The organism is Cohnella sp. WQ 127256, from assembly GCF_024519285.1.
Lineage (GTDB): Bacteria > Bacillota > Bacilli > Paenibacillales > Paenibacillaceae > Cohnella.
On the sequence record NZ_JAMZCY010000002.1, the window covers coordinates 328,088 to 340,343 of the forward strand.

Genomic DNA, 12,256 nt, shown 5'->3' on the forward strand with positions numbered 1-12,256 from the left:
ATGAATGCTAATCGTAAATCCATGCTAACCTCCGCGATCGTGAGCCGTGCGATCAAGGATAGCTTTATTAAATTAAATCCCGTAAGCATGATGAGAAATCCAGTTATGTTCGTTGTTGAAGTGGGTACGGTCGTCGTTCTGCTGTTGACGCTGTTTCCTGGATATTTTAATACAAGTGACGATATTGGGTTTAATCTAACTGTGTTTTTTATTCTACTCTTCACAATCTTATTCGCGAACTTTGCGGAAGCGTTGGCTGAGGGTAGAGGGAAAGCACAAGCGGACTCACTCAAAAATAGTAAAAAAGAAATTCAGGCAAACAAAGTGGTTGGAGGCAATGTGAAAGTGGTCCCTTCCACCGAGTTGCGCAAAGGCGATATCGTTGTTGTGACTCAAGGAGAGATGATTCCTGGAGATGGCGAAGTGATCGAAGGGCTCGCTTCCGTCGACGAATCGGCTATTACTGGCGAATCCGCACCCGTTATTAAGGAAGCAGGCGGAGATTTCAGCTCCGTAACCGGAGGCACTCGCGTCGTCAGTGACAAGATTACGGTACGAATTACGAGTGATCCCGGAGAGTCGTTCATTGATCGGATGATCTCACTTGTCGAAGGCGCCAAGCGGCAGAAAACGCCAAACGAGCTTGCTCTTAACACCTTGTTGACAAGCTTGACGCTCATTTTCCTTATTGTAGTTGTAACGTTAGGACCCATCGCGGGTTATCTGGACATCGAGCTGAAAGTGCCAGTGCTCATCGCACTGCTCGTCTGCCTTATTCCGACGACGATCGGCGGGTTGCTCTCCGCGATTGGGATTGCGGGTATGGACCGGGTTACGCAGTTCAATGTGCTGGCGATGTCCGGTAAAGCCGTGGAAGCGGCAGGGGATATTAACACGATGATTCTGGATAAAACGGGTACGATTACTTACGGGAACCGGATGGCTAGTGAATTCGTACCTGTGGGTAGCGTAAGCGTACAAACGGTAGGGGAATGGGCAGCTATTAGCTCAGAGCACGATGAGACTCCAGAAGGTCGTTCGGTGCTTGAATTAATGAAAAAGCAGGGAATGGGATATGATGCTTCACTCGCTACCGGCGCGGAGTTTATCGAATTCAAAGCGGAAACACGGATGAGCGGCGTAGATTTAAAGGACGGACGCAAAGTACGGAAGGGTGCTGTGGATGCCGTTAAGAAATGGGTGACGGCACAAGGAGGAAGCGTTCCAGTTGATTTGGATACAAGTAGCGATTCCATTGCCCGCGAAGGTGGAACACCGCTTGCGGTCGCCGTTGATAATCGGATATACGGCCTTATCTATTTGAAAGATACCGTTAAGCCAGGCATGCGCGAACGGTTTGAACAGCTTCGTCAGATGGGGATAAAGACGATCATGTGCACGGGCGATAATCCGCTGACAGCGGCAACGATTGCGCGTGAAGCCGGAGTAGACGATTTCGTTGCGGAGAGTAAGCCGGAAGATAAGATCGCGCTCATTCGTCGAGAGCAAGCTGAAGGCAAGCTAGTCGCTATGACCGGCGACGGCACGAACGATGCGCCGGCACTAGCTCAAGCGGATGTAGGACTTGCGATGAACAGTGGGACGATTGCTGCCAAGGAAGCCGCCAATATGGTGGACTTGGATTCCGATCCATCCAAGATTATCGAAGTTGTCTCTATCGGTAAGCAACTGCTCATGACGCGAGGTGCACTCACGACATTCAGTATCGCGAATGATATCGCCAAATATTTTGCTATCATTCCCGCTATGTTTATCCTGGCGATTCCTGAAATGAGCGTTCTTAATGTAATGGGGCTAGGCTCTCCGATGTCAGCTATTTTATCAGCATTAATATTTAATGCCATTATTATTCCACTACTTATCCCGTTGGCTATGAAAGGTGTAGCCTACAAGCCGATGAGCGCCTCGAAGCTACTAAGTCGCAATCTTGTCCTCTATGGCCTCGGCGGAGTTATTGTGCCGTTCATTGGGATTAAGCTGATCGATTTAGTTGTCCATCTTTGGATTTAATTTGAATTTGCACGATCATGACGACCTACCCGTGACACCTTGGATGCACTTCGTCAGATCGCATTGTGACGACCGACCCATGACGCCTGAGGCGCATTAAGTCGGATCGTACTAGAGAGGAAGGAATTGTTTATGAACAACAGCTCAGCTAGTGTCCCCGGTGCAACCGGGGCTTCCTATGCATTAATCGCCGTTCGAGCCAGCCTCGTGTTTATTATTTTATGTGGAATCATTTACCCTCTAGCGACTACGGGGATTGCCCAGCTTATTATGCCGCATAACGCAAACGGCAGTCTTATTAAGGATTCTTCAGGAAATGTGATTGGTTCCGAGTTAATTGGGCAGAAGTTCGAAGATCCGAAGTACTTCCAAGGCCGTGTGTCGAGTATTGATTACAATGCAGCTGGCTCAGGATCGAACAACTATGCGCCATCCAATCCTGATATGTTACAGCGGACGCAGGATTCCATCGAAGCTTGGAAGAAGCTTAATCCGGATGTTCCGGTTTCCAAACTGCCGATTGCTCTCATCACGAATTCCGGTTCAGGGCTAGATCCGCACATCACGCCGGCATCTGCAGAAGTTCAGATTCCTCGAATCAGTAAGCTGACGGGCTTATTAACAGCTGATCTAGAGAAATTAGTCGATAAGCATACGGAAAGCCGCGATTTGGGCGTCTTTGGCGAACCTCGTGTCAATGTGCTGAAGCTGAACCTCGCGTTACAAGCCTTGATCAAATAATAGAAGGTTAAGTGCGTAGAGGTAATAGAAGTGATCATGCGACATTGATATCCATAGAGTGGTGGTTAATCGGAATGTCATTTCCGCTTAATCACCGCTCATACTTGATTTTTAATGCTGAGAGCAAGTGATTGGACACGAATGAGGCACTTTAATAGAAATAGTGTTAGTGAGTCGCTAAGCATGTTGAATCCGATAACCGGCAATCGTACAAAGGAGGTGGCATCTACGAATGGAAGGCTTTCGCCGCAAGACGCCGGAAGAGCTCTTATACTCGATTTTCAAAATCCGGACCGGCCGGTTGAAAATATATATAGGCGCCGTCAGTGGCTCCGGTAAAACTTATCATATGCTGCGTGAGGGACAGACTTTAAGAAATCAAGGAATCGATGTCGTCGTGTGTGCCGTTTCCACGATGCGCCGACCAGAAACCGTGGAGCAGCTTGAGGGTCTTGAGAGAGTCCCAAGCATTCATTGGATGAAGGGTGATGTTGAGAAAAAGGATTTGAATCTCGAACAGCTGCTTGAGCGAAATCCTGAGGTCGTATTGGTTGATGGGCTTGCGCATTGGAATCGTCCGGGTGCCAAATTTGCGACGCGGTTGGAGGATATCCAATATTTACTCGGACGTGGTGTTAGTGTGATTACGACGGTAAATGTTTATGAGCTTGACGGAGTGACTGAGCTTGCTCAGAAGCTCACGGGCATTGAAGCGGAAGCAACCGTTCCCGCCGATACTCTTGAGCTTGCAGACGAGGTTCGACTTATCGATGTCAGTCCAGAAACGATTTTGAAGCGATTGAACGAGGGGAACATTCCGAACCTAAATCTCAAGGATCCAAAGTTGTTACAAAGAGGGAATATCGGTAAGCTGAGAGAGCTTGCTCTGAGGCTCATGGCCGAGGATGTCAATGAGTCGTTGGAGAAGTATCGGGAGAAGGAAGGGTTAGTCGGTCCATCTGGTGCAACTGAACGCATCCTTGTCGCTGCACAGTATCATTGGAACGGCTCTATTCATATTAGACGAGGACAGCAGATTGCCAAGAGGCTAGGCGGCGATTTGCAAGTCGTTACTTTCGCGAATCCACACCAAACGCTATCCAAAGAGTCTGCACAATTCAAGCGTTCAATAGAGAAGCTAGCGGATAAAGTAGGCGCGGAGTTCGAGGAATTGCCTTTGACGCACCGACGTCGATTACCTGCCACATTAGTCCGTTATGCGACTTTGAACAATGTAACCCGGATCGTGCTCGGACATTCGAAACAAAGCTTCTGGCAAGACTTCTGGCACGGTTCGATTGCAAACGGCATTCTAAGGAAAACAAAGAATGTTGACGTATTTTTCGTCGCAGACCGAGCGGATTACGAAGGGGAAAGGGTGCTGCCGACCAAATCATCCCCCTCGCTTCCAGCAATAGAGCCTTATCGTAGATTAAGCTCAGAGGAAATTGAACAGAAGATTGAACGGATTAAACGCGGTAAATTCAAGGTGTATATTGGCGCAGCACCCGGCGTCGGGAAAACTTACATGATGCTACGAGAGGGCAACGATCTAAGGAAGAAAAATATCGATGTAGCCATCGGACTTCTGGAGACACATGGGCGTGAGGAAACGAGTGCACAGGTGGGTGAGCTTCAGACGGTTCCCCGAGCGAAAATCAGCTACAAAGGCACAGAGCTTGAAGAGATGGATGTTTCAGCGATTTTGCGCAGAAACCCTGAGGTTGTATTGATCGACGAGCTTGCCCATACGAATGTTCCAGGTAGTTTGAACCGGAAGAGATATGACGATATTTTGCAGGTCCTAGAGGCGGGCGTATCCGTCATCTCGACGATGAATGTGCAGCATTTGGAGAGCCTGAATGATTCTGTTGAGCAGATCACGGGAGTGCGTGTTCGGGAAACCGTACCAGACAGTATTCTGGGAATGGCAGATGAGGTAGAGCTGATCGATGTCGCGCCAAAGGCTTTGCAACAGAGATTACGCGAGGGCAAAGTGTATGCGATGAACAAAGTGGCGCAGGCGCTGGGGAATTTCTTCAAAATCGGAAATCTGATTGCCTTGAGAGAGTTGGCTCTTCGAGAAATCGCCGACGATGTGGATGAACGGTTAGAGTCGTGGGAGCGCAATGGTTCTCTTCGGGGACCCTGGCGGAGACGAGAGAGCATATTCGTATGTATAACGATTAGCTGTAACGCGGATCGACTGATTCGACGGGGCTTTCGTATCGCTCATCGACTGAAAGCGGATTGGCATGTCATCTATGTCCATGTAGGTCCTGTGATCAGTGAGGAAGTTCAGAAGAGAATTCAGGTTTTGCAGGATTTGACGGGCAGATTAGGTGGGAAATACGAAACCCAGCGTGCGGAGTCTTATAAACAGCTGCCGGAGGTCATCCTAGAGAAGGCTGCCCAGCTTCATAGTACTCAGATGATCGTAGGCCAGTCGGCGCGAGGCTTCTGGCAATCTCTTTTGCGTAAATCTGTTGTAAGGTCGATTTTGCGGCACGGACGTCATATGGATGTGCTTATCGTAGCCGATTTTGATCCCCATATGCGAATAGAGAATGAATAATAGGGTTCCCAAGCAAGCGTGATTATGGGTAAAATAGAAAGTAGGGATATGTAGAATATGACATACACAACTTAGATAGCTACGAAGGGCGCTATTTCACCGGAGGACACGGAATGAAACAAATTTTCCTTTTTATAAAAACGTATCGCGTAGCTGCTATCATGGCGATCTTCCTCATGCTGGTCGAGCTAACGGTAGAATTAATTCAACCCTTGATCATATCGAAAATTATTGATGACGGAATAGCGCGGGATAGCACGGAAGTCGTGCTACTATGGAGCGGAGTACTGATCGCTGCCTCATTATTTGCTTTTGCTGCGGGGATAGTAAGCTCTTTCTATGCGGCGCATGTGAGTCAGAGTCTTGGCTACGATATACGGGAAAAGCTGTACGGTAAAGTGCAAGCGTTCTCCTATGCAGTCTTTAATCGATTCGCTACCTCATCGCTCATTACTCGTCTGACGAACGACATTACTCAGATTCAAGAAACGACATTCATGGGTCTTCGGTTCATGCTACGCGTACCATTAGTCGTTATCGGAAGTTTAATTATGGCCCTCGTCGTGCACGCGGGGCTTGGTTTTCTGTTGCTATTGACTGTACCTGCGTTGTTCTTCGTTATTATTTGGATCGTGAAGAAAGCGGCTATTCTATTCCACAAAGTCCAACAGAAGCTAGATGCTGTAAATGGAGTCATGCTAGAAAATTTGTCAGGTATGCGTCTTATTCGCGTATTCGTTCGTCGGAAGCAAGAGGCAACGAGGTTTGCTCACCATAGCGGGGAGTTGATGCAGAGCTCCACCTCAGCGCTACGTCTTACTGAAATTACGCAGCCCTTCATCGTGCTCATTATGAATGCGGGAATCATTGCGGTACTCTGGTTCGGGCAAATTGAAATTCACGTGGGTTCAGCAACGACGGGTGAAGTAGTGGCCATTGTGAATTATTCACTTCGAACCGCAGGAGCATTATCTGCGTTATCTATGCTTGTATCGGCATTCTCAAGAGCAAGAGCTTCTGCGCAGCGTGTTAGCGAAGCGCTCATGACGGACAGCGGCGTGCTTGAAGGCGAGGGGGCTCCGAAAGCATCCGGTAGCATTGAGCAAGGAAGCGTACAATTCGAGAAGGTTACCTTTCAATACCCGACGATACATACTCCTGTGCTCGAAAATATTTCTTTCCAAGTAAATCCCGGTGAAATGGTTGCCATATTGGGTGCGACTGGATCAGGGAAGTCATCGCTTATGCAGCTTATTCTCCGTTTATACGAGGAGGACGAGGGAGTTATTCGCATAGATGGCCGTAACGCTCGCGATTGGGATACTAGGCATATTCATGACTCCATTGGCTATGTGCCACAGGAGGTTTTGCTGTTTACGGGAACGATACGCGACAATATCGAGTGGGGGTCTGTTGACGTAAGCTTCGATCAGATTGTTGAAGCAGCTAAGCTAGCGCAAATTCACGATACAATTATGCAGCTTCCTAACGGCTATGACACAATGCTAGGACAGCGAGGGATTAACCTATCTGGGGGGCAGAAACAACGGATTTCCATTGCCCGTGCGCTTATCCGTAAGCCCGTTATTCTACTCTTGGACGACAGCACCAGCGCATTGGATGTGCAAACGGAAGCTGCATTATTGCAGGGGATCAATAGTATGGCCTGTACAACCTTCCTCATTACACAGAAGATCAGCTCTACTATGAACGCTGATCTCATCCTATTGTTAGATGAGGGTCGACTCATTGGTCAAGGGAACCATGCTCAGTTAATGGAAGCAAGCACCTTATATAGACGCATCTATGAATCGCAATTCGGGGAGGAGGGGTCACATGTGGAAAGCTTTAAGTGAACCCTTCCGCTATAGGAAGTCGACAGCAGCTGTTCAGGTAGTTGATGCACAGAACCCCCAAAATGTGAACCGGAAGAAACAGAAAGCGAAGGATTGGCAGGCGACCTTGAAACGGATATGGCATTATCTTGCGCATCACAAGGGGCGGTTGAGTCTTGTGCTATTCATGGTCATGCTAAGCTCCGTTCTAACTCTTCTTGGTCCTTATCTCATTGGTAGAGCGATCGATCAATATTTGGAGGGACCAGGGGGATCGCCTTGGCTATTGTTCCTTGCCGGTCTTGCGGCAGTATATGTGTTCAGCTCGTTGGTCAGTTGGCTGCAAAATATATGGATGATTGCAATCGCTCAGGAAACGGTATACCGAATGCGAGTGGATTTGTTTGGCCATCTGCACAAGCTGCCTATCCCGTTCTTCGCTAAGCGTCAACGTGGAGAATTAATGAGTCGCATGACAAATGACATAGATAATGTTAGCTCCACCTTGAATAGCTCCGCGATCCAAGTATTCTCTAGTGTACTCATTCTCGTGGGTACGGTTGTTGTGATGCTACTGCTGAGCCCCTTGCTTACGTTGCTGACCTTCTTGGTCGTACCGCTAATGGTGATCGGTATGAAGTGGATTACGCGGAGAACCGGCGTTCTATTCAAGGAGCGTCAACGCAATATGGGGGAATTAAACGGTTTTATCGAAGAGACGTTGTCTGGTCAACGTATTATTAAGGCTTTTTCCCAAGAAGAGAGGGTCATTGGCACGTTTCGTGAACACAACGCACGAATTAAGCAGTCGGGTTTCTGGGCACAGACGATATCGGGCTTCATCCCGAAGCTGATGAACGGGCTTAACAATTTAAGCTTTGCCATCATTGCTGGCGTTGGAGGCATTCTTGCTATTCGGGGTGCAATAACCGTTGGGGTTATCGTTGTATTCGTCGAATATGCCAGACAATTTACGAGACCGATTAACGATCTTGCGAATCAGTGGAATACGCTATTGTCTGCTATCGCAGGTGCGGAACGGGTGTTCGAAATCTTGGATGAAGAAGAGGAAGCGATTGACGAAGGGGCAGCAAGAGAGCTTGAATCGCTCCAAGGTGCGGTTTCATTTTCCCATGTCTCCTTTTCCTATAATAAAGGGGAAGAAACGTTACAGGACATTAGCTTTGAAGCAAGCCCAGGGGAAACGATTGCCATTATAGGGCCCACTGGTGCAGGTAAAACCTCGCTCATCCAGCTGCTTTCTCGGTTCTACGAAGCAGACTCGGGGAGCATAACCGTTGATGGACATGAGATTACAACGATCCGAAGGGAAAGCCTTCGTTCTCATATGGCGTTTGTACTGCAGGATTCTTTTCTATTTGAGGGGACGATCCGAGACAATATTCGATATGGCAAGCTAGAGGCAACCGATGAGCAGGTCGAGGAGGCCGCGAAGCTAGCGAATGCTCATTCATTTATCGTGCGGCTAGAAGGTGGATATGACAAGATCTTGCAAGGAGACGGCAGTGGGATCAGCCAAGGACAGAAGCAGCTATTGGCCATAGCACGGGCGATTCTGGCTGATCCGGCCATTCTTGTGCTAGATGAGGCGACGAGTAGTATTGACACTGTGACAGAAATAAAAATTCAGGAGGGGCTGCAACGATTGATGGAGGGACGCACCAGCTTCGTTATCGCACATCGGCTGAATACGATTCGTCGAGCAGATCAAATTCTCGTCCTTCAAGAGGGCCGCTTGTTGGAGAAAGGCTCTCATGAACAGTTATTGGAGAGACGCGGGCTATATAGTAACCTTTACCAAGGCCGTATGCAGCTACAATAACGATCTTAATCATGATCAAGCTGATTATTCGAGGTGAATCATGCTATAATAGAAGGAATTGAGAAAATTGAACGGCCCTTAAGCCTGAAGCTTAGGACCCGACAAGCAGAAAGGGTGTTTCATAATGCAAGTATTCGAAGATTGGAACCAAAAAGCGAAGAAAACCTTTAATGCCACTAGTACGGAGGAAGTTCTTACGCTGACAGAGGCGGGGGATTTGTTGGGGCTGTCCAAGGATCAAATGAAAATATATGTAGACAAGCATAGACTGACGAAGATGAGCATCAAGAGAAGCGTTCATCGTTACTTGCTGCTTAAGAGCGAGATCGATCGAATCGTAGGATAAGTAAGGAGTGGACTGTGATGAGCTACACAGCTGATCAAGTTGCGGAATGGATGTTCAATGAATTAAGAACTATTGGGGTTCTGTATCAAGCCGAAGCCGTAAACTATATTAAAGGCCATTTCGGTGAATCTTTTATTTATACCAATGAAGCGGGTCACACCTCCATCGACAAAGAGGTAAAGAAAGCGTTCAAGAAGCTTCACGGCGGCAAAGCAGCTTGGGATCGTGATGCTTTCTACTGGGGCTGGACTTCGTCGATCAAGGTGTGATTTTCCCCTCGTGCTTGATATTAACACAATAAGAAGCAAAGTCCCCTAAGAGCTATTCGATGCTCGATAGGGGATTTTTTATTGTGAACGTTATGGCATGGGTCATAGGTCGTTATTATGATCAGGTCGACGGAAAGTCTCGCCATTATTTCTGGATAAGAACTGGTGTAGAAGTCTTGATCTGATCATAGAGCCAGCGAACTTCTTTATTATGCATTCGTATACAACCGGCAGACACATACTTGCCTATCGATTTCTCGTTGTTATTGCCATGTATCCCGTAGGCAAAGGATGTCTTGCCATTGAGGGTGACTTCCAAGCCGAGCCAACGGTCGCCGAGCGGGTTTTTGGGATCTCCGCCTTTGATTTTTTCTTTATAGTACGGCCGGTTTTTGATTTTTTCATGAATCGTAAACAAGCCTTCCGGTGTATAGGAAGGCTTCTTTCCTGTCGCTACAGAAAACGATTTGATCAACTCACCCTTCTCATAGAAATAGAGCATGTTGGCCGATTTATCGATTTTGATAAATTGCTCGTATTTGATGAATTTCTTCTCTAATTGAGAAGAATTGGCATGTACGGTAATGACTGCAGGAATAAGTATTAAGCCTAACAGGATAATCAAGGTGCGACACCAAAGCGCGATCCGCATGAAATAAACCCTCCCCGAAAGTTCTGCCCTAATATATATGCAGAACCTCGGGGAATAGTGTTATTAACGCTTCCTCAGCTCGAAAAACTCGCAAGCTTCTCTAGCGTGATATGCCATATCACCAACTCCAGATTGAATGACAATGGTTTGGCTATCGTAGCGAACAATAATTCCGCCCGTATCGATAATATGGTCATTCTTGAAGACGCGCAATTGCGCTTGACGCAGCATCGCTTCTTCGAAATCTTGATCTGTTAACAATCGAATGCTTTGTGCCACAGGGATAGGACTCCTTCTTCGTATCGGGTGAAGGTAGTTCCTTCTTCGCGATAGGTTATTGGAGTTTATTATACCTTTAATTGAGCCGGGGTTATAGGAAGTGAGATTTGGTTTTGTGAATGATATCAGAAATTTTTACTTCAAGTGTATAGATTTTCTGCTGCTGCTCCACAATCTGACGAGCAAGCAGGACGAGGGTAGAGAGTGAATCTAGCGTACCCTTGACTTCTTTTTTTTTAATCGCATACTTGAAATTTTTCCACACGGGGGACATACTGCTGCGGGGTAAGTTTGCCGCGCTTCGTTGCGCTTTAATTTGAACCTTCAGCGGCTCGATCGTGGAGAGTAAATCTCGGGCAGCTTTGATTTTGAGGGAAGTGGCTGTTTTCTCTGTCTTGAGCGCGGCTTCTTTGGCTTTAATATCCTCACGAGCGAATTGGACAGACAGCTTGAGTACATCGGCTTGGGCACGCAGAAGGGCATTTAGTGTTTTATTCTTTAACGATTTAGCGGCGGTAATTTGCTTATTAACTGAAGTGTAGGAGTTGAACAAGGGTTGATGACGCTCTTTTGTTTGTTGGAGTTGAACTGTCAGCTTGTTTAGCGCAGTCGAATTAATAGCACTAATTTGTTTGCGGAGTGCAATGATAGCTTCATCGTTGTTGTAGTGGAGTGCTTTGATCTTTGATTCGCTGCTCAGGTCCTGCTTAAGCAAGTCTCCGAAACTAACGTAGAAGGTGCTCAGCTTTGCGGCGGTTTGTTTGTCTGCAACAGTGACAGTCTTGTCAAAAGAAGCTTTGACGGATGAGGTTAGTTCTACGGTTGCCGCGGATACAATTGTGGCAGGAGAAAGGGCGAAGATAGCGGACAGGAGCATTAGAATCAGGATAAATGAGTTCGGTTTTCCTTTCGACATAACGAATTCCTCCTTTGATTTGGACGACAAAAAAGCACCTGCAAGAAAGGCTGTTAATAGCCTTTGCTTACGGGTGCTTCCATCGTAAGGGTTGAAAATTTAGTTGTGTTTGTACAGCATACCGGACGGATTGCACAGTGTCAAGAGACTCCGCATAGCTCACTTCGTTATAGGAAATCCTCTTCTTGTTCGGTGTCTGTACCGTTAAATACAGCAACAAGTACGATGCTAAGCTCATCACTAATATTGATAACTCTATGAGGTGTACAAGCATTCCAGCTAAAAGAATCGCCTTCCGTAAGGATAGCCGAATCTTCTCCCTGTTCAGCAACGACCGTACCTTTGATGACGAAGTGGACTTCTTCTCCAGGGTGAGCATGAGGAGCATCACCTGTTGAAGCGCCGGGTGGAAATTCAACAATTCTTAGCTTCAAATTCTTAGAGAAGCTTAAGTGCTCAACCTTCAAGCTTTCACTGCCACTCGTTGTTACTTTTCGCTCCTCTTTGCGGACAACGCTCATACGGTCTTCCTTCTTCATGAGCAAATAGGGGAGAGGGACGTTAAGGGCTTTAGCAATATTATCAAGCGTAGCAATTGAGGGTGATGTTTTATTCGTTTCAACCTGGCTCATGAAGCCTTGGGATAAGCCTGTTTCTTCGCATATTTGGGCGATCGTGATTTTTTGTCGTTTTCTAATCGTCCGGATCGTGGAGCCGATATCCATCGAATTCCCACCTTTTGAAAAATATTTGTAATACTAACTATAGT

11 protein-coding genes are annotated in these 12,256 nt (G+C 47.1%); 7 read left to right on the plus strand and 4 right to left on the minus strand.

Annotated elements, in window-relative coordinates; translation table 11 throughout:
* The 7 genes from kdpB (at position 1) to M1K58_RS09610 (ending at position 9,640) form a co-directional block, all read left to right on the plus strand.
* Positions 1-2,031, plus strand: a complete 2,031-nt coding sequence (gene kdpB, locus M1K58_RS09580; RefSeq protein WP_256758588.1) for a potassium-transporting ATPase subunit KdpB — start codon at positions 1-3, stop codon at positions 2,029-2,031.
* Positions 2,032-2,163: 132 nt separating this feature from the next.
* Complete coding sequence (gene kdpC, locus M1K58_RS09585) at positions 2,164-2,772, plus strand: potassium-transporting ATPase subunit KdpC (RefSeq protein WP_256758589.1); 609 nt, start codon at positions 2,164-2,166, stop codon at positions 2,770-2,772.
* Positions 2,773-3,004: 232 nt separating this feature from the next.
* Positions 3,005-5,347, plus strand: coding sequence for a histidine kinase (locus M1K58_RS09590; protein WP_256758591.1), 2,343 nt, complete (start codon positions 3,005-3,007; stop codon positions 5,345-5,347).
* A gap of 113 nt (positions 5,348-5,460) precedes the next feature.
* Positions 5,461-7,203 (plus strand): ABC transporter ATP-binding protein, encoded by a 1,743-nt coding sequence (locus tag M1K58_RS09595; RefSeq protein ID WP_256758593.1) that lies wholly within the window; start codon positions 5,461-5,463, stop codon positions 7,201-7,203.
* A complete protein-coding gene (locus M1K58_RS09600) occupies positions 7,184-9,025 on the plus strand; it encodes an ABC transporter ATP-binding protein (RefSeq protein WP_256758594.1) in 1,842 nt (613 codons plus the stop codon). Before M1K58_RS09595 ends, M1K58_RS09600 begins: the two co-directional genes overlap by 20 nt.
* Positions 9,026-9,149: 124 nt before the next feature.
* The gene (locus M1K58_RS09605) at positions 9,150-9,371 is read left to right on the plus strand and encodes a DNA-binding protein (protein WP_256758596.1); all 222 of its coding nucleotides are present in this window, start codon (positions 9,150-9,152) and stop codon (positions 9,369-9,371) included.
* A 17-nt stretch (positions 9,372-9,388) separates the two neighbouring features.
* Complete coding sequence (locus M1K58_RS09610) at positions 9,389-9,640, plus strand: DUF6953 family protein (RefSeq protein ID WP_256758598.1); 252 nt, start codon at positions 9,389-9,391, stop codon at positions 9,638-9,640.
* Between the two features lie 145 nt (positions 9,641-9,785).
* Here M1K58_RS09610 and M1K58_RS09615 read toward each other — a convergent pair whose 3' ends face one another.
* From M1K58_RS09615 to M1K58_RS09630, 4 genes are all read right to left on the minus strand, one after another.
* Complete coding sequence (locus tag M1K58_RS09615; RefSeq protein ID WP_306220306.1) at positions 9,786-10,292, minus strand: L,D-transpeptidase; 507 nt, start codon at positions 10,290-10,292, stop codon at positions 9,786-9,788.
* A 63-nt stretch (positions 10,293-10,355) separates the two neighbouring features.
* Positions 10,356-10,571 carry a hypothetical protein gene (locus M1K58_RS09620; protein ID WP_256758600.1) on the minus strand — a complete coding sequence of 72 codons (216 nt, stop codon included), beginning with the start codon at positions 10,569-10,571 and terminating at the stop codon, positions 10,356-10,358.
* A 91-nt stretch (positions 10,572-10,662) separates the two neighbouring features.
* Positions 10,663-11,487: a hypothetical protein gene (locus M1K58_RS09625; RefSeq protein WP_256758602.1), complete on the minus strand. Its 825-nt coding sequence runs from the start codon at positions 11,485-11,487 to the stop codon at positions 10,663-10,665.
* A 167-nt stretch (positions 11,488-11,654) separates the two neighbouring features.
* Positions 11,655-12,212: a helix-turn-helix domain-containing protein gene (locus M1K58_RS09630; RefSeq protein ID WP_256758603.1), complete on the minus strand. Its 558-nt coding sequence runs from the start codon at positions 12,210-12,212 to the stop codon at positions 11,655-11,657.
* Positions 12,213-12,256: the final 44 nt, after the last annotated feature.

Coding starts and splice junctions, on each gene's coding strand:
- M1K58_RS09600 (WP_256758594.1), top strand. CDS start 7,184: ATGTGGAAAGCTTTAAGTGAACCCTTCCGCTATAGGAAGTCGACAGCA.
- kdpB (WP_256758588.1), top strand. CDS start 1: ATGAATGCTAATCGTAAATCCATGCTAACCTCCGCGATCGTGAGCCGT.
- M1K58_RS09595 (WP_256758593.1), top strand. CDS start 5,461: ATGAAACAAATTTTCCTTTTTATAAAAACGTATCGCGTAGCTGCTATC.
- M1K58_RS09615 (WP_306220306.1), bottom strand. CDS start 10,292: ATGCGGATCGCGCTTTGGTGTCGCACCTTGATTATCCTGTTAGGCTTA.
- kdpC (WP_256758589.1), top strand. CDS start 2,164: ATGAACAACAGCTCAGCTAGTGTCCCCGGTGCAACCGGGGCTTCCTAT.
- M1K58_RS09610 (WP_256758598.1), top strand. CDS start 9,389: ATGAGCTACACAGCTGATCAAGTTGCGGAATGGATGTTCAATGAATTA.
- M1K58_RS09630 (WP_256758603.1), bottom strand. CDS start 12,212: ATGGATATCGGCTCCACGATCCGGACGATTAGAAAACGACAAAAAATC.
- M1K58_RS09590 (WP_256758591.1), top strand. CDS start 3,005: ATGGAAGGCTTTCGCCGCAAGACGCCGGAAGAGCTCTTATACTCGATT.
- M1K58_RS09605 (WP_256758596.1), top strand. CDS start 9,150: ATGCAAGTATTCGAAGATTGGAACCAAAAAGCGAAGAAAACCTTTAAT.
- M1K58_RS09625 (WP_256758602.1), bottom strand. CDS start 11,487: ATGTCGAAAGGAAAACCGAACTCATTTATCCTGATTCTAATGCTCCTG.